A 25,756-nucleotide genomic window follows, 5' to 3' on the forward strand; every position below is an offset into this window, starting at 1 on the left:
ATCGTCACCTTTCTGCTTTCAACTCTAATACCAAGTCTCTCAATTCAGCAGCGCGTTCAAAGTCAAGTGCTTTGGCTGCTTCTTTCATTTCCGCTTCTAATTTTTGAATTAATTTTTCCCGTTCTTTCTTAGATAACTTTCCATATTTATCAGTCGGACTGTATTCTTCCTGTTCTTCAGCGGCAATGGTTGCACGAATAACATCATGAATTTCTTTTTGAATCGTTTTCGGGGTAATGCCATGTTTCCGATTATATTCTTCTTGGATTTGGCGCCGCCGTTTTGTTTCATTGATTGCGAAATCCATTGAACGAGTAATTTGGTCCGCATACATAATGACTTTTCCGTTTGCATTTCTTGCTGCCCGGCCAATCGTTTGGATTAATGAACGTTCTGACCGTAAAAATCCTTCTTTATCTGCATCTAAAATGGCAACAAGGGACACTTCCGGAATATCAAGTCCTTCCCGTAACAAGTTAATCCCGACAATGACATCATATTTGCCCAGTCGCAAATCACGAATAATCTCAATCCGCTCCAATGTTTTTACTTCAGAATGTAAATACTGAACTTTAATCCCGATTTCTTTCAAATAATCGGTTAAATCCTCGGACATTTTTTTCGTTAATGTCGTTACAAGAACCCGCTCATTTTTCCGAATTCGTTCTTGAATTTCTCCGATAAGGTCATCAATTTGTCCTTTGATCGGACGGACCTCTATAATCGGATCCAGTAAGCCGGTCGGACGAATAATTTGTTCAACCACCGTCGGACAATGTTCCAATTCATATGGTCCCGGAGTTGCTGAAACGTAAATAATTTGGTTGATATGTTTTTCAAATTCTTCAAACATAAGCGGTCGGTTATCCAGGGCAGATGGTAAGCGGAAGCCATGTTCAACAAGTACATTTTTTCTTGCTTGGTCTCCGTTATACATACCCCGGATTTGCGGAATCGTTACATGGGATTCATCAACAACGATTAAAAAATCCTCTGGAAAATAATCGAGCAACGTATATGGGGTAGCGCCCGCTTCCCTTAAGGTTAAATGACGGGAATAGTTTTCAATTCCTGAACAAAAACCCATTTCCCGCATCATTTCCAAATCATAATTTGTCCGCTGTTCCAATCTTTGTGCTTCTAAAAGCTTCCCTTGAGCCCGGAGTTCCTTTAACCGTTCTTGTAATTCTTGTTCAATATTTTTAATGGCGACTTGCATTTTTTCTTCCCGTGTAACATAGTGGGAAGCCGGATAAATCGCCACATGTTCCCGTTCTCCGATAATCTCGCCCGTCAACGCATCGACTTCCCGAATTCGATCAATTTCATCACCAAAAAATTCAACACGGATACAATGCTCATCTCGTGAAGATGGAAAAATTTCCACAACATCACCGCGAACCCGGAAGGTACCCCGATGGAAGTCAATATCATTTCGGGTATACTGGATATCAACCAATTTCCGAAGCAGTTCATTCCGCTCGATTTCCGTGCCGACCCTTAGTGATAATACAAGTTCTTTATATTCTTCCGGTGAACCTAACCCATAAATGCAGGATACACTGGCTATGATAATGACATCGCGACGTTCAAATAATGCCGATGTCGCTGAGTGTCGCAGCTTATCAATTTCATCATTAATACTTGCATCCTTCTCGATATACGTATCGGTCTGTGGTACATAGGCTTCGGGTTGGTAATAATCATAGTAACTGACAAAATATTCAACGGCATTGTTTGGGAAAAACTCTTTGAATTCGCTGTATAATTGCCCTGCCAATGTCTTGTTATGAGCAATAATTAACGTTGGTTTATTCACTTCTTTTATCACATTAGAAATGGTAAAAGTTTTCCCTGTACCGGTTGCCCCCAGCAATGTTTGATGTTTCTTGCCGTTTTTTAAGCCCGCAACCAGCTCTTTTATCGCTTGCGGTTGATCCCCTTGAGGTTGATATTTTGACACTAACTGAAATTGATCCTTTGTTTTTTCCATCTAAATCACCCCATTATTTTTTGGGTCCGTACATTCATCATTCACAGAATCTATTTTACCAAAAGCATAACAGAAAAGCCACTATTTTGCGAACGAATATTCGTTTAATTTTTATAGGTTAGGCGAATGTATAAATTTCCAACGAGGATGCCCATTCCGCGGATTTAAGGACGCCTCAAGAAAAACTTCAAATGATACAGTCCCAGCTGTAAATTTAATTAACCACAATATTAACGTTATACACAATTTTTACACTGTTTATCCACAGGGTATGAAGAACTTATCCTCATTCCCCGATGAAAAGAAAAACCGCCTAACAAATTGTGATAAGCGATTTTATACCTCATTCATCCTTTTTTCTTTTAAAATTTTTTACCATGCGTTTTGAATACCAAAATCCTATCGTCAACGAAATACCGTCAATAATAATCAACGGCCATGAATGGGTATAACCTTTATATGCGGACACAGAAATCAGAGCCAATGTTAACAGCAATCCGACGATATGATTATAAGTTACACGTGAAAATAAGATGACCAACAAACACGGAAAGATTAATCCGGCAATTAATTTTCCAAGCATACCCTCACTCCAAAATATATAATCGGTTTAGGAGTCAGTCCGACGAAGTTCATTCCACGTATCTTTATTCCAATTTTTCCAATCTTATGAGTACCAACTGCATAATGATCGGCTTTTATATTTTCGTCGGAACCACTCCCAGTCCCTGCTTTTGCTTTATAAAATACAATTTATATTTTATCATATTTTGCCGGATTCGTATGTTTAAACGCTTGTGGATAACTTTTCCACATCTTCCGAGTAGTTTTTCTAAAGTTAACTTCTGACTTGTGTACATTTTCCAACTACCGTGAACAATTTTGTTAGTTATGTGGATAAGTTGTGATTTTTCTGTGCTTAACTGCAGTTATTATGTGGATAATTTTTGATTAGTTGTGGATATAAAGGGTTCCTCTGTGGATAACTTCCCGTTCTTGTTACTTGCATAAAATGGACATGATAATCTTTTTCCTTATTCTCCTGGAAAGAAGGTTTAATTATTTACGATTAACAACAAAATTATGACCAATCTTAGAAACTTTTTATAAAAGGATTGTTTGACTATAGAAAAATCGGTATATTAATGTTGCTTGTGATTTTGATCACAATACATTAAAAAAGTTAGGAGTTTTTCTATGTCTACAAGTGCATTAAGTACAGCCATTGATACATCTGTAAAAAAAGCCGATATGCTGAAAAATGACCCAAAGAAATTTTGGACAAAGGCGATGCTTGCAGGAGTTTATATTTCGTTTGCGGTTGTTTTTGCCTTTCGAATTGGAGACGCATTCAGGGCAACCGGATCACCGGCCACATCCTTAATCGGCGGGATGACCTTCTCACTAGCGTTAGTTTTAATTGTGATTGGTGGCGGTGAGCTGTTTACCGGGAATACGATGTACATGACAATGGGCAGTCTGGATCAAAAGACTTCCTTGAAAGAAACCCTGTATGTTTGGGGTGTTACCTATCTTGGAAATTTAATCGGCGTCTTGTTTTTTACTTTTTTATTTGTTCAGACGGGTTTATTTAAAGATATTCCAGCTGACCACTATTTATTTAGTGCGGTGACAGGCAAGATTGGATTAACGACAGGGGAAATGTTTTTTCGCGGTATTCTATGTAACTGGCTTGTTTGTCTGGCCATTTGGCTCCCGTTGCAAACCGACAATTTTGCAGCAAAGGTTATGTTGATCATGATGACGGTCACTTCTTTCTTTGTTTCCGGTTATGAGCATAGTATTGCCAACATGGCGTTATTTTCTATTTCTTTATCAGTCCCTCACCCGGATACTATTACCTTGACAGGAGCGGCTTTTAATTTGCTCATTGTTTCACTTGGAAACATTGTTGGTGGTGGGTTATTTGTTGGAGCAACAAATTGGTATGTAAATAGGCAAGGAATTAAAAAAGAAGTGCCAATATATGCAGGAGATGAAAAGCAGAAAATTATTGCTAAATAAAGATTCGTTTGGTGATCATTTTCCTTTTATTTTTTCCCTTTAAAAACCACCCTATTGCTTTTGTTCATTTGGGTGGTTTTTATGGATATAAAATTATTTTACCTTTATCGCATTGCCAATATGATACCAATGTATACAGTCGACATTTTTTTACGGTATTTGAGTTGGTGTGGCGTAATTTTGGACGGCCGTGTTCATTTCTTAAATTTCAGCATAATTGCAAAGAGTGTCTATTTTTTTGACATTCATTCAATTATTAGACATTTGTTTAGATTATCAACCGAATAGCAAATATGTATGCTAATGCTGAAAAACAGTTATTTTTAAGTCGATTAGTTTTGCGAATAGATCTACCATTTTCAATTAGATGACAATCAGAATGTGGTAATTCATCGTTTGAGGCGACTCATAAATAAAGAGCTAACATTTTTTTATTGGATGAGCGTCTAAGGAAGAAAAAAGACAAAAACACCTAATGCGAATCCAGATGGAAAAGTTAATTATACCTTTCAATGTTTCAGCACAAATTCCCGCAAACCATACTAGTTTATCAGAAGTTCCATTGCTTAACTTTCAATCCACGCACCCATGAAGAGTGCGACTTGATTATTATGAGCTTAAAAGATTGTTAGCTTTGATTTCAATCCATGCACCCATGAAGAGTGCGACACTAAACAAGCACGCTGATTATTCAACGTACTTGAATAGAAATCCACCTTCTTCGAATTTTCGACCAGCAACAGTTTCTTTACCAGTTTTGAGTGAATGCTTCACCCAGCCAACGTTACAAATTTTGTTCTCTGTTGTCCATTTGAAAGTCTCTAGTAATCCATCGATTGTATTTACTAGTTGGCCATCTTTATATACTTCAATAACTCTTCTACGTCCTCGACGTAGTTGAGCTCGAGGTTTAGTTCCTTCTTCTTGTTGTTGAGCTTATCTATCTTGCTCTTCAGCAATCGCCCTTCTTCTTCGACGTTCTGGCTTGTCAACAATAACACGAACTTTTTCTCCAGGGAGTACTTGCGGAATCGTTAGCCTTAACTTTTTCTGATTTCCGTGCTCATTCTAACGCCAAACACTAGTTCGTCCCGCGCCTTTATCGTCCAAACTTTTTATCTCAACAATCATTTCTTCATTCGTAACGGTCATAATTAATTCCTCTCCATTAAATCTTTTACTCCAATTAGTATAAAGGACTAATGGACTTTTGGGAATGATACATCCTTAGTAGATATTACAAGCCTTGACATAAAACACCTAATCTTTCGTTTCCGCTAAGAAAAATTGTTTAAAGTTCGTTTTTATCTCGGGATTCTTGCCTCAGTATCTGTATCCTATATCTTAAACAAAAAATTAACTTTGTTATACCGATTTGTTGATAAAAAAGATTTTCGGCACATTTCGTGTAAAAGTTTGGTTTTGCACAAAATAACTGATTACTTATGAACAGTTCATTTCTCAGACTCCCACTCATTTTATTGAGTATTTTGCGAACGCAAAACTGCACCTCCAAATGTTGGTGCTCCCTAACATTTAAAGGTGCAGTATTTTATCCATTATTAATTCAACGCATTTGAAACGAACTCAAACATAAAGCTGCTCATCTTTGGACCGCCATTTCTCACCGGATTACCATTTCGATCAGAAAAACCGCTGCTATGTACACCAATGACTTGATTGCTTGTATTTAACATAGCAGAGCCCAACTGTCCTGGTGCTGTATCAATTGTATAATAAGCTACTTGACTATCCTCACTTGCAACATTTCCACTCATCCCATATTGATTTATGGCTCCATCTCTTCTGATCAAATCACCTGGATAACCATAGATCCCGATGTTCTGATTAAGAATATTCGTTACCTGCCTAATTCCTGCATATCCCAGCACGTTCTCCTGCATGGCGGCCATTCGATGGACTTAGTACAAGAACTGCATAATCTTGAGATATTGCTCCAGTATTGATCCAATGGGAAGTAACATAATAATCGATCGCATTATATGCTCCAAATAAAGCGGTACTACCACTTACACCCGGATAAACTGTGGCACTCACTATCCCTCTTTGCGTAGTAGGATTCACAACACAATGCCCATTTGTTAAAACTCTATCGATACCAATTAATGTCCCTGTACAAGATCCGCGGCTACCATCTGCCCACTCCAAGGAAATATAAGTAATGGCACTATATGGGAATACTATTGTATTTTCTACTCTAGTTCTTCCATCTGGACCGATGATAACAAATGGTGCGACTTCATTTGTGGTCACATCTTTTACTAAAGGTTGTGTAGTCTCTAAAAAGCCTTTATTTAGCAAATCACCAACAAAAATAGGATTAAGCTCTCCTGAGCCTTGAAAACTTTTTGTTTCATTGATAAACGTTAAGTTCTTATTGCTGTAATCCTCATATTTTGTTACCTCTCCCTTTGAATTAACTCTATCCAAGGGATGTGAAGATTATTTTGCATTAAAATGAAAGTCTCCTAGTGTATTGTCCGCCAAAGCACTGATTGGAACGAATAAAAAGGTAAACAAAAAGATTGTTAGAAAAACACTTTTTTCAAAATATTACCTCCTTTCAAAATACGATTATATTATAACGAATTTTCATAAAACAAACAATTACAATTAGTAAAGAAGTGTAAATTTATTTGTTTTTATCAATTTTCCTTATTTGCATTAATTTAATTTGTGCCGGGTACGATTCAAGGACTTCTTCATACCAAATAGCGACCTGATCACCACTTTTAATTCCTGTCCCTAAAAGTTTCATTCCATCATCTAGTAATATCGCTATTTCCTCAAACTTTTTTGAAAACATCGTAACATCTTCATCAGAAAAATTTTCCAAGTCAGAAGCTGTAATATTTTCTCCTTTAACGAAATATTTCGTACCATTGTGAAAAACAATATAGCCTTCATCAGTTGGCTCTTGCCCCTTCATGGAAAAACGATTGCTCATTTCGCTGAATACCCATGTACCAATAAGCAAGAACAACAAGCCTCCAAACACAGCCTTCTTTGATGTCAAAATTTTTTTCACAATCCACACCACCAGAAAAGTCATATTTTATTATATTACTATCTTCGCTACAATCATTGTCATCTCCTGTGTTATTTTATAGTTCCTTTGGTGTGAAATTTATGTAGGGTTCGACAGTCATTTCCATTTCGTCTTTAGGTAGACCGTCACGATTTCAATCCACACACCCATGAAGAGTGCGACGATAGATTTTCGAACTTTTTATTACGTCAAATTATTTCAATCCACGCACCCATGAAGAGTGCGACGTTAAATATGGTTCAAGGGTTATACCTTCATCTATTATTTCAATCCACGCACCTATGAAGAGTGCGACTTGGGTCGAACATGGCAAAACAAAAGGTTTCGTATAATTTCAATCCACGCACCTATGAAGAGTGCGACGGATCCCGGTGAAACGCAATTCTATATTAGTTTAATTTCAATCCAAGCACCCATGAAGAGTGCGACTAAAGTTAGACTACCTGTTCAGTTCAAAGATGGATTTCAATCCACGCACCCATGAAGAGTGCGACAAAATAGCAAACTTGGAAGTGCAACTTGCCAACATTTCAATCCACGCACCCATGAAGAGTGCGACTGGAACATATATAGAGTTTGCCTATGCACAACTAATTTCAATCCACGCACCCATGAAGAGTGCGACAACGTTTGCTCACCAGGTCAGGAGCTTTTACCATATTTCAATCCACGCACCCATGAAGAGTGCGACAAAGCATATTGTTGACTTTTTAAGGAATCTCGAAATTTCAATCCACGCACCCATGAAGAGTGCGACTTTAACTACGCAAAAGAAATCAAGGTTATTAAAATTTCAATCCACGCACCCATGAAGAGTGCGACTAGATTAAACACTATGCCACAAGATTTAGATATTATTTCAATCCACGCACCCATGAAGAGTGCGACGGCAAAGTTGGGTACAAAATGGGAGTGTAGCAGATTTCAATCCACGCACCCATGAAGAGTGCGACCTATGCAAATATCCACTATTTTTAAAACATATGCATTTCAATCCACGCACCCATGAAGAGTGCGACTGCGCCTCTAACTCCGCAATCGTCCCATCGTTATATTTCAATCCACGCACCCATGAAGAGTGCGACGCGACACCGCTTAAATAAGACGAATGAATTTTTATTTCAATCCACGCACCCATGAAGAGTGCGACGAAATGACAAATGAGCCGGTAGGAGACCCAATCATTTCAATCCACGCACCCATGAAGAGTGCGACTTAACTAATTCTCTTTTAAAAGCAGGATTCCCACCTATTTCAATCCACGCACCCATGAAGAGTGCGACGATGATATTGCTACAACCCAAACGGATGTAGAAAATTTCAATCCACGCACCCATGAAGAGTGCGACGTTAGCTATGGTTTATGCTTGGCCTAAAAAAATCATTTCAATCCACGCACCCATGAAGAGTGCGACTGTGCCTGCTAAACTGATTCATCCACATGCTTTAATTTCAATCCACGCACCCATGAAGAGTGCGACTATTGATGTTTTTTGTTGGTGCTATATATGGTTGATTTCAATCCACGCACCCATGAAGAGTGCGACATGACCTGATACAATCACATGCTGAGTTAATTGTATTTCAATCCACGCACCCATGAAGAGTGCGACGGTAGCGATGATTTATATCCTCATTACCAAGACGATTTCAATCCACGCACCCATGAAGAGTGCGACTGAGAGTATGGATCAATCATCGAATAAAAAGAAATTTCAATCCACGCACCCATGAAGAGTGCGACGTGATGCAATGTTTCAAAGGATAATTACCGCACTATTTCAATCCACGCACCCATGAAGAGTGCGACTATGATTTGTGACTGGAAACAAAATTTAATTTTTATTTCAATCCACGCACCCATGAAGAGTGCGACAATAAGGAATTTAATTTTGAATACAGATGGCAAAATTTCAATCCACGCACCCATGAAGAGTGCGACTGAAATACATGTATGCACCAAATAACCAAAAAAATTTCAATCCACGCACCCATGAAGAGTGCGACCGTGGTGTAATCTCCCCCCGTCTTGTTCAACGATATTTCAATCCACGCACCCATGAAGAGTGCGACAGACAGTTTTCTCGGTTATAGCGACTAATTAGCTATTTCAATCCACGCACCCATGAAGAGTGCGACAAAATGGTTAAAACAGAAGCCGCGCAAGTAAAAATTTCAATCCACGCACCCATGAAGAGTGCGACAGCGATTTTGTGCCAAATTGACCCAAAATATACAGAAAAACCGCTATTTTCTTTAGTTAACTAAAGAACATTTAAGTAAATGAGCAAATAAATGGAAAAAAATGGTAAAAAATTTGGTGCGAAACCCTTAGGAAAATTATGTGTACTTTACATTCGCACTAAACAATTAATGTTCCCTCCATATCAATTGAAGGTTTTATTCCGATATGCTCAACCTTATTTTTATAATTATTTCCCAATTTATAAAATCGAAGACTATCTTTTTCTTTATCTATAACACTCTCAAGTTCAAATTTTAATGTAGTATATTGAGTAGCGTCAACTACACATTCGAAAACTGAATTTTGTACACGTTGTCCATAATTTTGACATATTTTTGAAACTCTCCGTAATCTCTTTTGTCCTGAAGTACTAACCGTATTAACATCATATGTTATTAATACGAGCAATCTCTCACCTACTTCCAGAAAAATGGCGGATATTCATCTAAATCAGAACGTAAAAAACGTGCTAATAATAAAGCTTGAACATGAGGAACGAGCCCCCATGATATCTTTTCTCCTAAAAATGTATGTGTGATCTTTTCCTGCTTCCTGCTTTGCCATGATTTGAGAAACTTCTTCCTCGCCTCATCAGTCATCACAACCGCTCCATTTTCCTTTTTATAAAAATCATCACGATTTACAACCTTTGTATTAATTAATGACAGAACGAATCTATCCGCATACACACCCCGCAACTCTTCCATCACATCAAGCGCTAAAGAAACTCTTCCCGGTCGGTCCCTATGTAAAAAGCCTACGTATGCATCTAGCCCGACTCCTTCCAAAGCAGATGCGGTGTCATTCGCTAATAGTGTATAAGCAAACGATAACATCGCATTAACATTATCCGTTGGCGGTCTGCGGTTTCTGGAATGGAAATAAAAATCCTCCTTTTGCTGTAGTATCAATTGATTGAAAAGCTTGTTATAACATGTAGCTGCTTGACCTTCCAACCCTCTTAATCTTTCTAAATCCTCACATTGTCTAACATCTTGGATAATCGTTGATAGATTACTGGAAGCTTCCTTAAATTTTGCAACATCAATTCGCAACGGATAATCTCTTGTTGCCCTTTCAAGAATCCATTTATTATTGAAAATCTTACCAACAATAAAATTACGGGCTATTTTTGCAGAAGCTTGTTCATCATCAGACACCCGATACTGTTTTTTTCTTAAAACAACATTACCCCTGCTCTCTCCTGTAACTCTTGCTAAAAATCTGCCATTCATCGTTAAAAAAACAATAGAAATGTTTCTTTCCGCACAGTATCCCATTAAAGCAGGACTTGCCCCAGTATATCCAAAAGCTACTATGGATTCTAAATTATGCAGTGGGAATCTACCTAACTTTTCTTGTTCTTTTAACAAAATAATATTGTCTCCATCTAGGGCCAAATAAACATCTGGTTGTGTAACAAACAGTGTATTTAACAACTTTTTCATTCATTTATCATCCCATCAATATAACTTTTGACCGAACGTTTCGTCATTAAATTAGGTAAACAAACATTTTGGAGAGAACAGCTTTTGCAAAACTTTCCCGTTTTCACTTTTGGTGTATGTTTTCTTTTATAATAATCCTGCATTTCGGTAACAATCAAGCGCACTTTATCTTTATATTCATTGGTTAGTGGAATTTCAACCCTATGTCTTATCTCATTGTAATATAAGAATCCCAACGTAATTTCGCAAGCAAACATTTCTTCTAAACAAATTGTTTGTGCGGTTAACTGTAAGATATCGGATTCATCTTTTTTTGGTTTACCCCGTTTATACTCAACAGGGTAAACCATGAATTTGCCTTCTTCACCAAAAATCGTTATTCCATTTTTGTCCTTGATAAATTCGACTACATCACAAACGCCAGTTATTCTAAGTTCATTCGATTTCACAGGCATTGCACGAACAATTAACTTTTCTCCTCGTTTTTCCCTAGTAAAAGGGTTGTCCGCATTCCGATGTAGATGCTGACCTTCAATTGTTTTTACGTTTTCCTCCCATTGTTGTTCAATATGAATTAATGCCCATTGTCTTTTACAAAATTGAAAATGTTGAATACCAGATAACATAAGATATTCATCTTCATCATTATAGGCCATCAATAACCTCAACCTTTAAGCCATCTAACTCATGTAATTTTATTTCATAATCATCAATTGATTTTGGTTCTTCTACTTTATGGTTAATTTCCAAAGAACGATGAACTTTTGCTGATGAATACTGACCCAATTTCGAGTTATGTTCCCACCAATAGACTTTATGAACTTCCATACTTCCTTCTGGCCTTGCCGATGAAGCATCGTTTTCGAATAAAGTAACTAGTGCCTGCTTAATCTTTTCTGCATCCTCATTTGTAAAACCTGTTTTTTCAGCTAATTGCGTATTAATGCTTCCGTAAAATACATACACACCAAAATCAACACGGTGCTTCATTCCCATCGTATCTGATCCTTTTTCTTTACCGGGTTCTGAATTTACACTTTTAGTAATTTGAGTACTGACAATATCGATCGGGTCAATACTTGTTGCAGTATGAATAGAAACAGGCCCTCTAACACCTACTGAAACGCCTGAACCACTGCCAGAACTTTTAAAGGCAAAAACTTGACCAAAACTTCTAACATCGATCCACTCTTTGCAGGCAATTTGAGCAAATTCTTCACTTGAACTGTTTTTTGACTTTAATATTTTTTGTAAATCAGAGTTGGCCTCAGCCCGTTCTCTTAAACTTTTATATCCATCGGTGTTCTTATCATTGGATTGAACAAAAATTGGTTCACCCATATCTTGTAGCCGATTTCTTATTTTTCTCTTAATGGCAACATCAGAAATTTCCCCACGTCCGTCATAATTTTGCCTAGGACGATTACCGTTAAGTGGGTCCCCGTTCGGATTCGCTTTTGTTACTGATAAAATAACGGCAAAATCAATTTTATGGTCTAATGTACTCATTCTTGATTCTCTCCTTCATTTGTATTTTTTTCGTGCTTTTGATACAATTCATGTCTTTGACTATAAAAACCTAATAAATATTTACCCGAAAGCGGCTTATTATTGAAATCTTCTAAATTAATTCTTGAAGCAACTTCATCTATTAACATGGAAAAATATTGACCTTTTTTACCAAGACGCATTTGATAAGGTTGCAAGCTTGCTTGAATTGTTTTCCAAGTTCTTTCTGGGTGTTTAGAAAAAGAATTCATAAATCGAATTGCATTTGTAGAACGGTTTTCATCCGGACCAAGAGCTGATCTTTCAAGGACATCGGCAATAGCCAATAATCTACCGAATAAGTAATCACGGTCATTGTTTTCTTTATCTAAGGACACAGTATATCCCTCCTTTTTATTAATGAGTGCACAAGCAATACTGAGTGTTTTCTCCCACTCCCATCTTTCCATTCCAACCGGGTTCGATGCTCGGTAAAAAGCACTTTTCGTAATATCCTCGGGAATCTCCCTTTGATCGATAATGCAAGGAAGAATCCGCTCCATTAGTCCTTTCACAACTTTATCACTAGCAGTTGGGCCATAAGCAGCAAAAGCAATATCTTTCGTTGCAGGTGTACCTATAAAAGTAACCCTCTTTCCATCCCCATCTTTCCTATATGTATGGCGCCACACACAAGTAGAGTGCCAATTTATAAGACGATTTAAATACTCTTCTTTATTCAAATTCCGATAATAAAGTACAGCCAACCGACCTGTCGTAGCGGAGTCCAGTATCATAATGTTGACATTGGATTTTATCGATAAATTATTTTTGTATCCTTCAATGGCTTTTGCAAATTCAGTAGCAAATTCTTTGTTCGTATAAGAGATTCTTTCCGTTTTTTCGGGTGTCTCTCTTAAAAAGTCAAGCGAATATAGATCATAAGTATCATCTGTTGTGTTTGGAACATTTACATCATCATTTCCCCATACAAGAAAGACGCGATTATCAATGATTTTACCTTGACGATTAATTAACCACTTTAAAGCATTATGAGCTTTCTGTGAAACCTCATAACTAATCGTTGCTACTTGTTTACTATCCGTAAATCGCCCTCGAAAAGTAAAGCCGCTTTTATCATTTGCAGAAATGAGTTTTGCTTTATCCCCTGAATTCCGAATCTTATTTGCATGTTTCTCGGTAAAAGGTTTATTTTTCCCGGTAACATAGCAGTAATCATTATCACTTAGTTTTCCATTATAGTAGTTAATAAAGGATTCATACATTTCTTTATCCTTCCATATACTTGTTAAAACCTTTGTAGCCGAATAAACGTTAAATCGAACAAATGCACTTGCTTGTTCACCTGCCACTACGGAAAAAATCTTTGGTTTTTCACCATATAATGCCTCATACTTTTTATCCCATTTCTTTATGAGTTTTCCGTCTTCATCCAAGTAAAGAATTCCTTCATTAACTAAATCCCTAATTAATTGCCCTTTTTTTAGATATGTGTAGATACTTTTTACTTTTGGAACAGCAAAAGGCGACACAGCCCACTCTTCTAATTGTTTAATATAATTATTAAATGGCTCTTTTTGTTTTCCTCCAAATGAGGTAAAATCTCCTGCAACATAACTTAATTTATCATGTAAAGGATATGGAGGTGCTTTTATCCCAGAACGACTTGCAGAATCCTCGGTACAAGGTATCACGGTTATTGCGTCTGCACCATCAACAATTGAAGCAGAATGAAACTCACCGTCTTCTGTTATTTGTACTTCAATGTGTGCGGTTTGTGTCGTATGCGATATAGGCAGCAATGTAAATTCATTTCCATTATGCTTAAACTCAATTTTTCCTACTTGGTCAACATTTGACTCATAGGTTTCATATAAATTCAATAACCAGCTCAATTATTCCCTCCCCCCTTCAAGTTCTTCATATAAGCGTTCAACTGACTCCATATTCTTCTCATCAAAATGTTTCGCTTTCATATCTGCAATCGGGCGTACTTGTGTGCATTGATCAGGTCGAATAAACGAAATAACACCATTTTTCATTACCGGGTTCCAAAGCCGAATTTCCATTTGGTCTTTCCCTGTTTCATCCGGATAATTTATCCCGTGCACCATTGTTCCAAAATGAATTTCTTCAATACCATCGTAGGCGCTTTCTCCCTCTCCAAAAACACATGGCTCAACATACCCTTGACATTCTCTTGTTCCTAAAAAAATATCTCTTCGTCCACCTGCTTTTAGTGAACGCTTCAGTATATTGTGATGCTTATGTTCGTTTCGATCAAAGGCTAAATCCGGACGATGCGGGTTAAAAATAAAATGAGCTCTTACTTGATAACATACATCTTTAAGATATGTATAGTTAGCAAGTGTATTTCCACCGCCATATTCAATCGGACGAATCCCTTTCGATTCCATTCGAATCGGATTCATCACTCGAACTTCATCAATTACATATAAAATCGTTGGTTTCCAATACACGCTTTCTAATATTCCTTTTATCGCTTGGTATGTTGGTATTTGATAACTTAACTTTTCCCCTCCCATTTTCGTTAGTGGATCAGTAAACAAAGCATAATCTCCATAAACCTTAAATTCAACTGAGTTTCTCAAAAAATTCACCCCTTTCAGTTTTTATATATATTTATAAGATTCCCACCCAAAAATGATGTCACGCTAAACATTAGTTTGCAAATAGTTAACGTGGCACAAAACATTTGAATCTTGAGAAGGGAGTTTTTTACAAATTTAACCTTTTGGATAGGAATCATAATTATAATATAACTCCAACTCTCTAAAAAAGTTATTAAATAATATAATATATGAACACTTACTTCTTTTATTTTTATATGTTATAATAAATTGTCGCTTTTTCACCCTAGAAAAGAAAAGGCGTGGATTGAAAAATATATTATATTATTTGTGAACCTATCTGAAAACGATAGGTTCTTATACAATAAGATCATTAAGCGAACTATCATTATTCACATTGATGCCAAACTTATTACTATATGCACCTTCAGTAACTGCATAAATTTTCCCGCCAAAAAGTGATACAATTCCATTATTTTTAGCTAATTGATCAAATTCTTGACTATAAAGGTTAACTGTATATTGCTGGGCTTGTTTTAATAATTTTGTTAAGTCATCAATTGATCCATTTCCAGTAAGTTCTGTAATAATATCCTCGCCTCGACCATATGGAACAATAACGGATGTCGTTCGATTTTCGATGACTTGAAAATATTCTGCAGCTGTTTTATAACTATTTACTAAGTAAAGTGGAAGATCGTCCCCATATTTACTACGGAATCCTTGACAGTATGTGGAATTTGCCTTTTTAACATTCAGTAATTCCACTAAATTTTTTCCTAATTTTGGTATATAATAATTTAGATTCGATTCTAACTCATTATAAAACTCTCTGAAATATTTCTTCATTGCTTCAGTGGTTAAGATACTTCCTCCATGTAATCGAGGATTATTTTTAATATCTTTTAAAATACGTGCTGAAACCTTCTTGCCAACCTTTATTTCTTTTAACTTATCAAGATTTTCTTCCATATGGTCAATCACATATACATAACCTAGATCTTTTTTACCGTGACGATTACATCTTCCAGCTGCCTGGGCAATAGAATCCAGTCCGGCTAATGAACGAATCACACAATCAAAACTAATATCAACCCCTGCCTCAATAAGTTGGGTGCTTACACAAATCAATTTTTCCTCATTATCCAGCTTTTCTCTAATTTCATCCAATATTTCTTTCCGATGAGCCGCACACATAGAAGTACTTAAGTGATAAACCGGTATGGACGTTTCTTCTTTTAAAAGTTCATATAGCTTTTTCACAACAGATTTTGTATTCAATACGACCATTATGTTTTGTACTTCATCCAATTTCGTTTGAATAAAGTTGCAAAGTTTATTCGTATCAAATTTTTCATCTGTAGCTCGATCAATAATTTCTACTCTTTTAAAAGCATCAATTACCTCATCTAAATTCTTTATTATTTCAGCATCCTTATTTATGGACAACTTGTTTTCTACAAAATCAAGAGCCGGTTGGGTAGCTGTACACAGAATCATGCATGAATGGCAATAATTATTCAAAAAATTAACTGCCTTGTTAAATAATGAAATACAAGATACGGGAATCTTTTGTACTTCATCAAAGATAATAACTGCTTCACTTAAATTATGTAATCTCCGGATATTTCGACTTCCGTAAGCATAAAAGGTGTTTAAAAATTGGACCATTGTTGTAAAAATGATTGGAGAATCCCAATTATCTTTTGCCAATTTTAATTTCTGTTGGATACTCATGATTCCGTCTTGGCATTCATCATCCTCATTATCCTCGATCACGTTCGAATGATGTTCTAAAATATTTTCATTATCGTCTAATATTTCTCTGACTTCAGCTGCATTTTGCTCAATGATTGTCGTATAAGGAACAACATAAATAATTCTTTTTTTCTTGTATTTTATTGCATGTTTAAGTGCATATCTTAAACTTGCCAGTGTTTTTCCGCCGCCTGTCGGGATTGATAATGTATATACTCCTGAAGGTTGAAGTGCAAAGGCCTCGCATTGCTCTGACATCTCTTGCCTTAACCGGTTAATCGGTTTGGCTGCATTACCATCTTTTTTAAAGGAATTAATCTTATCCATAAGTTTTTTATAGTAGTTTTCAAACAGATGAACTTGATCAATTTCGTTCTCGATGGATCGATCTTCCTCAAACATTCTCGTATTTGTCCGATCGGCATCAATTAATGCACTAAAGACAAATTTTGTTAAAAACATAACATTATTTTCAATGCCTTCTGAAGGATGCTTTTTTAGAAATTCTTGTAATTCGATAGTGGCCTCATGAACATATTGATTAAAATCAATTTCAGATATGACCTTTTGAAAGAAGTTCTGTTTTGTTGTTTCATAGTTATTTAGTTCTTTATCCCTGACTCTTTTTAAATAATTTGATTCTAAATCGGGACTTAAAAAATCCTGTAAATAAGAATGATGCGAGATAATGGCATTACCGACAACCTCTGCAAGAATACTTTCAATAGGATTTTTGGGATTATGGAATCGCTCGAATAACAATTTACCTCCTGCTGTTGAATGGTCAACACTCCCACGTTTCGGAGGGGAGAAAGGATTATTTACCGCTTCCAAAATATATTCTTGAAATTCATCTGAATATTTCCCTAAATCATGAAGCATTCCTGCTAAACCAGTAATATGTGTAATTCCAATTTTTGCTCCATAAGCTTCGGCAAATTCTTTTGCTTCTAGAAGGTGTTGTTCAACTGTTTGAATCTTTTTATCACTTTCTCGTATATGTGCAATAGAGTCCAATTTATCAACCCCTAGTTTAAAAATAATCACTATTATTATACTACTTTTTTCCTATTTATTTAAGCGTTTTCATTATTTTTTCAAAATATTTATATGGTTACTATCCAAAGAGTCCATTTTTCCAAAATATTAAGCTTTGTGCAGCATTAAATAGAGTTCATGCTATATTTAACATAAAGTTGTTCGAAAAACTTTTTTGAGTTTTGTACTAATCATATGATTCGAACTCTAGCAATTTTTACTTAATTTATTTCAATCCACGCACCCCGTATAGAGTGCGACGCCAACCGTTCGTAAATCGGTTCCCACAGTTTTACATTTCAATCCACGCACCCCGTGAAGAGTGCGACCCATCTAATAATACCGCATATGTCTTTCCGTTTATTTCAATCCACGCACCCCGTGAAGAGTGCGACGTCAGGACCGGAGCCGTTACGTGAAATGTTCGAAGATTTCAATCCACGCACCCCGTGAAGAGTGCGACCGTGTAAACTGTCCGCCGAATACTTTATCCGCAACATTTCAATCCACGCACCCCGTGAAGAGTGCGACGTAAAATGCTTTCGTTATCAATTTATTAAAAAGGAATTTCAATCCACGCACCCCGTGAAGAGTGCGACCCACATTACGAGACTTGTTTTTTTAAGTATTATAATTTCAATCCACGCACCCCGTGAAGAGTGCGACATAGCGGTTTTAAAAGTATTAAAGACTTTAGCAATTTCAATCCACGCACCCCGTGAAGAGTGCGACAAAAGGGTGAAATTGCCACTGGGAATATAATAGATTTCAATCCACGCACCCCGTGAAGAGTGCGACATCAATATAACACCTTGTCAACATTTATTTATACATTTCAATCCACGCACCCCGTGAAGAGTGCGACTTAGCCTTGTTGTAAATCCTTATCTTGACATCTATTTCAATCCACGCACCCCGTGAAGAGTGCGACAGCGATTTCTGTAATTTTTTTATTAAATAATTACAGAAATACACTATTTCCTTTAGGTAACTAAAGAACAAAACAAAAAATATTAACATTAATGGGAAATACTGGATAATTTAATAGTAATTTTTTGTGCGAATCCCCTAATGAAATCATGTTCACTTACTATTCGCACCTACATTTTTTCTTTTCCCTCCAAGGACTATAACCAAATTAACTTATTTTCTCCTTAAATATATATTAACGAATCTGCATTGATTTTTCACCATTTATTAAAAAACCAGCTCAATTACCTTTCTGAGGTGGTTTTAATTGGTTATATTTAAACTTAAGGAGATGACTATATATACTTTCCTTCTAGGTTGATCTAAAGCTCTTTTCCAAGTACTAATCTTTCTTACCCACAAACGGCCACCAGTTGGCTTTGCCGAAGATTTTGACGACGACCGGAATAAATAGCGGCAGCATGATCACTGAGTATAGGACGAGACCGGAAATGACGACTGTGGCGATTTGTAACAATGATAAGACACCACTTGGAAGCATCGCTGCAAATGTACCGCCCAAGATGATGACTGCCGAAATGATGACTGAGCCCATTGAGCCCATGGCAAGGATCATTGCTTTATCAACCGGTTCACCGCGATATTCATTGAATCGGCCCATTAAGAAAATGCTGTAGTCGACGCCAAGAGCCATTAAAATAACAAATGAGAAGAATGGGACGGCCCAAGTTAATCCTTCATAACCGAGCAAATTAACAAAAATCGCTTCGGTTATACCCATCGTTGTAAAATAAGTAAGCAGTAAGGACGCTACAATATAGATCGGCATAATTAATGATCTGAATAGGATAACTAGTACGATGAAAATACCGACCAACATAAATACAACCGTTCTGGAAAAGTCTTGATCTGACATGGTTCCCAGATCATGATTCATGCTCGTTACACCGGCGACTTTTACTTTCGCATTTTCTAACTTTGTATCTTTCACAGCACGTTCGACTGCAGCTTCCAGTTCTCCTACTTGATTGATTGCTTCTGTTGAATACGGGTTTTCACTGAAAATAACATCTATCTTGGCAATTTTTTTGTCAGGTGATAAATACGTATCCAGTACTTGGGCGAATTGTTTATCTTCTAAAATTTCGTCCGGAATAAATATACCTGTGTCTTCTTTACTTTTGGCTAACTCTGATAAAAATCCTTCCGCTTCTGTAAATCCGTCATGAATTTGCGTAAGTCCATTAACACTTTGACCGAGACCGTCAGTCAATTGACCGAACTGACCGCCAAGTTGGGAAAATCCATCCAACAATTGTTGTTGACCCGAATTTACTTCACCGAGGCCAGAACTTACAGCCGGTAACTTTTTGATAATAGTGCCTTGACCATCAGCGGCTGAATCAAGTCCTTTTTCTAAAGCGTCAATTCCGTCAATCACGCTTTGCAATCCATTGATTAGTTGCTCTTGCCCGTTATTAAGTTTAGCAAAATTCGTATTCGCTGTTTTCAAACCTTCTGTAATAGCACCGAGACCTTTATTCAATTCGGTAATCCCGTTTGCCATCGCAGGGAGATTTTGTTGTAAAGCAGTATAATACACTTTTATCCCTTTAAAACTTTCGACTGCATTCTTTTTCAACTGATCACTTTCCGGTCGGCTGTTCAAATAGTATTCAAGAAAATCAAACGCTTGTTGGAGGTTTGAAAGTTTGCTATTAAGCTCTACTAAACCATTTTCAATATTTTTATAGTTTGTTTGTATCGTAGATAAATTGGTTTGGACTTCACTGTAACCTTGGGCAAGCTGTTTATATCCGGCCAACATTTGCTCAGCATTTTTCTTAATCTCTTCAAGTCCCGCTTTTGCCTCTCCGGCACCGGTTGAACCTTGGCGAATACCGGCTTCAATTTGCTGAAGACCTGTTTGCAATTGACCTATACCTGTCTGTAATTCTTTCGTACCGGAAACTAAGGCACTAATCCCGTCTTTTGCTTCGGTAATTTGTGGTGATGATGCGGCGAGTTTGGAATTTGCTTCATCCAACCCGTCACGAATCTGTTTAATTCCATCATTCCCTTCATTAATCCCATCTTTTAATACCTCAGCTTGGCTGGCCACAGATAGATCATCCAATTTTTCGCCGGTCGGACGGGTAAGGGAACGCACGGTGTCGACACCATCTACCTTTTCCAACTCACCGCTAATATTTTCTATGATGGACATATATTCGGTTTGATCCATTTCTTCATCATTTTTAATAACAACTGTCGTCGGCATAGCCTGACCCGGGCCAAAACGATCTTTAATAATATCGAATCCCTTTACCGATGAATAACCTTCACCGATTTCATCCATTGAGTTGTAGGATAAACCGCCATTGTACGTAACAATAAAAGGAATCGTAATAACGGCAACGATTAATAAAGATACAAGTGGTCTGGCAAAAGAAATCCGTCCGGCAAATGTCCAAAGCCGGCTTGGTTTATGTTCCAAGCTTCCTTTCAACGGCCAGAACAGTTTTTTCCCAAGAACAGCCATAAAAAATGGAACAATCGTGAATAAAGCAGCTAAAAGTACGACAATCCCAACGGCTACAGCTGCTGCGGATTGATAGAGCTTGAATTGCGAGAATCCGATAACCGCAAAACCGATTAAAACTGCAATTCCACTAAATAAAACCGTTTTTCCGGCATGGCGATAAGTTTCTACAATTGCATCCGTTAAATTTTCCCGGGCGGATAACTCTTCTTTAAAACGACTCAACAGCAATATTGAATAGTCGGTTCCGATACCGAACAGGACCGCCACAAGAAAAATTTGGGTAAAATTTGATAACGGGAAGTTCAAAAATTCCACTAAAAAAGCAACAATTGATTGTGAAGCCAAATAGCTAATCCCTACCGTAAGTAACGGAATAAATGGTGTCACAATCGAACGGAAAACCGCAATGAGGACGATTAAAATGAATACAACAGTAATCGTCTCTGTTTTTTTCAACCCGGCTTCTGAGGTGAGAATGACATCTTCATTAACAAATAGATTTCCGGTATAATAGTGTTCCAATTTAATATTCTCAATTGCGTTGTACAAATCATCACTTAATTCATGTGCCGTCCGATCCTTCAATTCGACGGACAAAGAAACGAGAATCGCTTTACCATCTTTTGATACAAGTTGATCTTTTAATTCTTCCTGATTAAAATGAGTTAATATATTTGTAATCCCCAGTTGCTCTTTTTTGTCTTCAAGTTGTTTGACAGCTTTCTTCACTTGTTCTATATCTTTTTCCGTCAGACCATCTTTATTGTGAAAAACGAGAGCAACCGATGTTGTATTTTCTGCACCCTTTTGTTTATTAATTTCATTTAAAATCTTCTGTGCCTCTTTTGATGAGTAGCCGTCCGGAACATCGAGCTGTCCTTTTTCACGAACAAGATCCGCCATGTTTGGAGCGGTGAAAAACAATATGACGGCAGCAACAATCCAAGCTACAACAATCAGCCATTTTGCTTTAATAATTCCTTTCATTTATATATCCTCCATCATTATAGGATTCGTTTCTTTCGTGTAAAATCTAGTGATGGTTCTTGCCTATTGTCAGGCTCGCCTCACTATTATAGGATTCATTTTTTTTTCGTATGAAATGTAGTGGTTGTCTGCGACACTTGTCGGGTCTGCCTCCACCATTAATGATTCGTTTTCCCAACCTATTTAGAAATTTTTCTTTGGCTATTAAAGTTTCATAGAATCTATTGCGTTTCCTTTAAAATTTCCGCAAGTTTTCCGTACATTTTTAAGAAGCTCTCAATTTCTTGCTGATTAAACTTTGTTATAATGGATTCAACTAGTTTAAATATTTTCGCTTCCGTTTGTTCATACAAAATTTCCCCCTGATCCGTAAGCGTTAAGTAAATGACCCTGCGATCATCCACATCTTGTGTACGTTTGATTAGGTTTTTTTCGACAAGCCGGTTGATAATAGCAGTAATGGCACTTTTTTGTACAGAGAAGGCAGCGGCCAATTCTGTTGGTGTACACCTTTTTTGCCGATAAATATAGCGCAAGAGATAATGCTGATCATTGGTCAGAACTTCCCCAATCTCATCTCTTATTAAAGCTTCACCCCGTTTCCAGACTTCATGTGTAAGTTGTATATAACGTTCAACAATTTCATGAATGGATAAGTTTTCCATTAACATCAAATCCTTTTTATTATATTAGTTAATATGGTAAACTATTCACTATGTGAACTATCTCTTCATATTTTATCAGTAAGTTTTCTGCTGTTCAAGCAAGCATTTATTGGAAAAAAGAAATTCATAGTTGCGCTTATACTTAATTTTTAAAATTCCACACTACATCGAATTTGCTTTTTTGCTGGAAATTTATACATTCTTAACGTAAAAAAAGACACCCCCACAGAAATGGATGGTGTCGATTTTAATACTACAGGAAATTATACGGAAGAAAATGATTCTCAGCAATTTTATAATTTCACCCGTTGCAATCGTAATGCATTCAACACAACCGATACCGAACTGAAGGCCATGGCTGCACCGGCCAACCATGGTGCTAGAAAGCCCATCGCGGCAATCGGAATACCAATTGTATTATAGGCAAATGCCCAGAAAAGATTTTGTTTGATGTTTGTAATTGTTTTTTTACTCATAAAAATAGCGTCGGCAATACTGTTTAAGTCGCCACGTATAAGGGTAATATCGGCGGCTTCCATGGCAACATCCGTTCCTTTCCCGATGGCCATACCGATATCGGCAGTGGCAAGAGCAGGAGCATCATTGATCCCATCACCAACCATGCCGACAATTTTGCCTTGTTGTTGCAGTTTTTTCACTTCCTCCGCTTTACCTTCAGGGAGTACTTCTGCAATGACACGATCGACATCGACTTGCTCACCGATCGTTTTGGCCGTCCGTTCATTGTCGCCGGTAATCATAATAACCTCGATGGCCATTTCTTTCAACCGTTTGATTGCTGCTTTTGAGGTGTCTTTTACTGTATCACTAACAGCAACGATACCGGCAAGTTTCCCATCGATTGCTGCAAGCATGGCTGTTTTTCCATTTTCCTCCAATTGCTGCATTGTTTTGGAGGCCACGGTAAAATCAATATGATATTGGTCAAGTAATTTCCTTGTACCAATAAGAATTTCCTTCCCATCAGCAACTGCTTTGATTCCAAATCCCGGAATTGCTTCAAATTGTTCGGTTTTGCCAAGCGCTATTCCCTTTTCCTGGATGCCACTAACAATTGCTTCGGCCAAAGGGTGTTCAGAATTTTTTTCCGCTGTACCGACCAGCCGGAGAAACTCCCCATTTTGCCAACCATTTTCCACAATCACATCGGTTAATACAGGTGTTCCGTTTGTAATTGTTCCGGTTTTATCCAAAATAACGGTAGTGATGTTGTGCGTCCGTTCCAAATGTTCGCCACCTTTAAATAAAATCCCGTATTCAGCGGCGCGACCGGATCCGGCCATAATCGATGTCGGTGTCGCAAGTCCGAGGGCACATGGACAGGCGATAACGAGTACGGCAATTAGTTTTTCTAATGCTACAGCAAATTCACCCGGGTCAACGATAAAATACCAAACGAGAAATGTAATCAGCGCAATCCCAACAACAATCGGAACAAAAATACCGGATATTTTATCAGCTAACCGTTGAATAGGCGCTTTCGAACCTTGAGCTTGTTCAACCACTTTAATAATTTGCGCAAGAGCCGTATCTTTACCAACCTTGGTTGCTTCAATACGGAGGGAGCCATTTCGGTTAATGGTTGCGCCGATTACTGTATCACCAGCCTTTTTATCAACCGGAACACTTTCTCCGGTAAGCATCGACTCATCAATAGCTGACTCCCCGCTAATAATGATACCATCTACCGGTATTTTTTCTCCCGGTTTTACTTGAAGGTGATCACCAACAACAACTTCTTCCAGTGGGATGATTGTCTCCACCCCATCCCGGATGACCGTAGCTGTTTTTGCTTGGAGACCCATTAATTTTTTGATTGCTTCGGATGATCGCCCCTTTGCTTTTGCTTCAAAATATTTTCCCAGCAAAATTAAGGTAATTAGGACAGCACTTGTTTCAAAATATAAACCTTCTATATGGTGATGAGCACCGAGAGACCGAAGAACCAAGTACAAACTGTAAAAATATGCGGCCGAGGTACCCATTGCCACGAGTACATCCATATTGGCACTGCCGTTACGTAACGCTTTATATGCGCCAACATAAAATTGTTTTCCAATAATAAATTGGACCGGAGTAGCAAGGGCAAGTTGGAACCATGGATTCATAAAAATATCCGGTACATACATCCAAGACGTAAACGAGAAATGGGCAAACATCGTCCATAGGAGCGGCAATGAGAGGATCGCGGATATAATGAATTTCCGTTTTTGTCTCTGGATTGCTTGTTCCCGGTAATCGACGTTTGCTTTCTCTTCGTCACGTTTTTCAATAGCTCCGTAGCCAAGCTTTTCCACTTTTTCAATCATGTCTTTTGGTGACACGACGGACGGATTGTATTCGACGGTGGCAGTTTCTAGGGCAAGATTGACAGTAGCCGCTGCGACGCCATCCATTTTATTTAAGCCTTTTTCAATCCGGTTGGCACATGCCGCACAGGTCATCCCGGTAATCGTAAATTCAGCTTTTTCACTGACCACATCATAGCCGAGATCTCTAATTTTTTCCTCGAAGTTTTGGAGATTTGTTTTTGTAGGGTCAAACTTGATACTGACTGTTTCCAGTGCCAGGTTTACATTTGCCTGCTCAACCCCTTCGATTTTATTTAATCCCTTTTCAATCCGATTGGCACATGCTGCACAGGTCATGCCAAGGATTTGCAGGTTTGTTTCTTTTTTTGTAGTCATATGTTTCACACCTCCTCCATACCTATATGGGGTATGTTTTTTTGAAAAGATTACCTATTAAAAGTTTGTTGGCATTTGTTTTAAATAAAGTAACTGGTGACTCGCCAATGATGTCTTATCGGAATTCAGACTTCAAACCCCGGTACGGCACAAGTTTGGCAAGCCGGGCTCGGATCAATAGCAACAAGATTTTTAAAAATAGCTCTGATAACTTTTCTCTTGTATAAACGGTTTATTTTCTCAG

Annotated in this window: 16 protein-coding genes and 2 CRISPR repeat arrays; of the genes, 1 reads left to right on the forward strand and 15 read right to left on the reverse strand. The window is 37.5% G+C overall.

What is annotated here, in order from left to right:
- Positions 1-4 precede the first annotated feature (4 nt).
- The gene (gene uvrB, locus BT1A1_RS14340; protein WP_034772499.1) at positions 5-1,993 is read right to left on the reverse strand and encodes an excinuclease ABC subunit UvrB; all 1,989 of its coding nucleotides are present in this window, start codon (positions 1,991-1,993) and stop codon (positions 5-7) included.
- A 343-nt stretch (positions 1,994-2,336) separates the two neighbouring features.
- Positions 2,337-2,576: a CsbA family protein gene (locus BT1A1_RS14345; RefSeq protein ID WP_034772501.1), complete on the reverse strand. Its 240-nt coding sequence runs from the start codon at positions 2,574-2,576 to the stop codon at positions 2,337-2,339.
- A 614-nt stretch (positions 2,577-3,190) separates the two neighbouring features.
- Between BT1A1_RS14345 and BT1A1_RS14350 the strand changes: the two genes are divergently transcribed.
- Complete coding sequence (locus BT1A1_RS14350; protein ID WP_034772504.1) at positions 3,191-4,018, forward strand: formate/nitrite transporter family protein; 828 nt, start codon at positions 3,191-3,193, stop codon at positions 4,016-4,018.
- Between the two features lie 1,562 nt (positions 4,019-5,580).
- Here BT1A1_RS14350 and BT1A1_RS17490 read toward each other — a convergent pair.
- The 13 genes from BT1A1_RS17490 to BT1A1_RS14415 form a co-directional block, all read right to left on the reverse strand.
- Entirely contained in the window at positions 5,581-5,922 is a 342-nt protein-coding gene (locus BT1A1_RS17490; protein ID WP_156103252.1) for a trypsin-like serine peptidase, read from the reverse strand.
- Positions 5,888-6,469, reverse strand: coding sequence for a trypsin-like serine peptidase (locus tag BT1A1_RS17495; protein WP_051989159.1), 582 nt, complete (start codon positions 6,467-6,469; stop codon positions 5,888-5,890). Before BT1A1_RS17495 ends, BT1A1_RS17490 begins: the two co-directional genes overlap by 35 nt.
- 202 nt (positions 6,470-6,671) lie before the next feature.
- Positions 6,672-7,067 (reverse strand): DUF3221 domain-containing protein, encoded by a 396-nt coding sequence (locus tag BT1A1_RS14365; RefSeq protein WP_051989160.1) that lies wholly within the window; start codon positions 7,065-7,067, stop codon positions 6,672-6,674.
- A gap of 151 nt (positions 7,068-7,218) precedes the next feature.
- Positions 7,219-9,292: direct repeats of the CRISPR family, unit length 32 nt; unit sequence ATTTCAATCCACGCACCCATGAAGAGTGCGAC.
- 158 nt (positions 9,293-9,450) lie between these two features.
- Entirely contained in the window at positions 9,451-9,741 is a 291-nt protein-coding gene (gene cas2, locus BT1A1_RS14370) for a CRISPR-associated endonuclease Cas2 (RefSeq protein ID WP_034772507.1), read from the reverse strand.
- Between the two features lie 8 nt (positions 9,742-9,749).
- Positions 9,750-10,781 (reverse strand): type I-C CRISPR-associated endonuclease Cas1c, encoded by a 1,032-nt coding sequence (gene cas1c / locus BT1A1_RS14375; RefSeq protein WP_034772510.1) that lies wholly within the window; start codon positions 10,779-10,781, stop codon positions 9,750-9,752.
- Positions 10,778-11,437: a CRISPR-associated protein Cas4 gene (gene cas4, locus BT1A1_RS14380; protein WP_034772512.1), complete on the reverse strand. Its 660-nt coding sequence runs from the start codon at positions 11,435-11,437 to the stop codon at positions 10,778-10,780. Before cas4 ends, cas1c begins: the two co-directional genes overlap by 4 nt.
- Positions 11,427-12,290 (reverse strand): type I-C CRISPR-associated protein Cas7/Csd2, encoded by an 864-nt coding sequence (cas7c, locus tag BT1A1_RS14385; RefSeq protein ID WP_034772514.1) that lies wholly within the window; start codon positions 12,288-12,290, stop codon positions 11,427-11,429. The genes cas4 and cas7c overlap by 11 nt, the downstream gene beginning before the upstream one ends.
- Positions 12,287-14,185 (reverse strand): type I-C CRISPR-associated protein Cas8c/Csd1, encoded by a 1,899-nt coding sequence (gene cas8c, locus BT1A1_RS14390; protein ID WP_034772516.1) that lies wholly within the window; start codon positions 14,183-14,185, stop codon positions 12,287-12,289. Before cas8c ends, cas7c begins: the two co-directional genes overlap by 4 nt.
- Complete coding sequence (gene cas5c, locus BT1A1_RS14395) at positions 14,186-14,902, reverse strand: type I-C CRISPR-associated protein Cas5c (RefSeq protein WP_034772519.1); 717 nt, start codon at positions 14,900-14,902, stop codon at positions 14,186-14,188.
- Positions 14,903-15,238: 336 nt separating this feature from the next.
- The gene (locus BT1A1_RS14400; protein WP_034772521.1) at positions 15,239-17,656 is read right to left on the reverse strand and encodes a CRISPR-associated helicase/endonuclease Cas3; all 2,418 of its coding nucleotides are present in this window, start codon (positions 17,654-17,656) and stop codon (positions 15,239-15,241) included.
- A 249-nt stretch (positions 17,657-17,905) separates the two neighbouring features.
- Positions 17,906-18,608: a CRISPR direct-repeat array (repeat unit 33 nt; unit sequence ATTTCAATCCACGCACCCCGTGAAGAGTGCGAC).
- A 381-nt stretch (positions 18,609-18,989) separates the two neighbouring features.
- The gene (locus tag BT1A1_RS14405; RefSeq protein ID WP_034772523.1) at positions 18,990-22,139 is read right to left on the reverse strand and encodes an MMPL family transporter; all 3,150 of its coding nucleotides are present in this window, start codon (positions 22,137-22,139) and stop codon (positions 18,990-18,992) included.
- Positions 22,140-22,360: 221 nt separating this feature from the next.
- A complete protein-coding gene (locus tag BT1A1_RS14410; protein ID WP_034772525.1) occupies positions 22,361-22,804 on the reverse strand; it encodes a MarR family winged helix-turn-helix transcriptional regulator in 444 nt (147 codons plus the stop codon).
- 293 nt (positions 22,805-23,097) lie between these two features.
- Positions 23,098-25,512 (reverse strand): heavy metal translocating P-type ATPase, encoded by a 2,415-nt coding sequence (locus BT1A1_RS14415; protein ID WP_034772528.1) that lies wholly within the window; start codon positions 25,510-25,512, stop codon positions 23,098-23,100.
- Positions 25,513-25,756: the final 244 nt, after the last annotated feature.

Source organism: Caldibacillus thermoamylovorans (genome assembly GCF_000751775.1).
GTDB lineage: Bacteria > Bacillota > Bacilli > Bacillales > Caldibacillaceae > Caldifermentibacillus > Caldifermentibacillus hisashii.

Bases quoted from the DNA above. Each gene is read 5' to 3' on its own strand.
- BT1A1_RS14415 (WP_034772528.1), bottom strand. From the start codon at position 25,512: ATGACTACAAAAAAAGAAACAAACCTGCAAATCCTTGGCATGACCTGT.
- BT1A1_RS14410 (WP_034772525.1), bottom strand. From the start codon at position 22,804: ATGGAAAACTTATCCATTCATGAAATTGTTGAACGTTATATACAACTT.
- BT1A1_RS14350 (WP_034772504.1), top strand. From the start codon at position 3,191: ATGTCTACAAGTGCATTAAGTACAGCCATTGATACATCTGTAAAAAAA.
- BT1A1_RS14345 (WP_034772501.1), bottom strand. From the start codon at position 2,576: ATGCTTGGAAAATTAATTGCCGGATTAATCTTTCCGTGTTTGTTGGTC.
- cas4 (WP_034772512.1), bottom strand. From the start codon at position 11,437: ATGGCCTATAATGATGAAGATGAATATCTTATGTTATCTGGTATTCAA.
- cas1c (WP_034772510.1), bottom strand. From the start codon at position 10,781: ATGAAAAAGTTGTTAAATACACTGTTTGTTACACAACCAGATGTTTAT.
- uvrB (WP_034772499.1), bottom strand. From the start codon at position 1,993: ATGGAAAAAACAAAGGATCAATTTCAGTTAGTGTCAAAATATCAACCT.
- cas7c (WP_034772514.1), bottom strand. From the start codon at position 12,290: ATGAGTACATTAGACCATAAAATTGATTTTGCCGTTATTTTATCAGTA.
- BT1A1_RS17490 (WP_156103252.1), bottom strand. From the start codon at position 5,922: ATGCAGGAGAACGTGCTGGGATATGCAGGAATTAGGCAGGTAACGAAT.
- BT1A1_RS14405 (WP_034772523.1), bottom strand. From the start codon at position 22,139: ATGAAAGGAATTATTAAAGCAAAATGGCTGATTGTTGTAGCTTGGATT.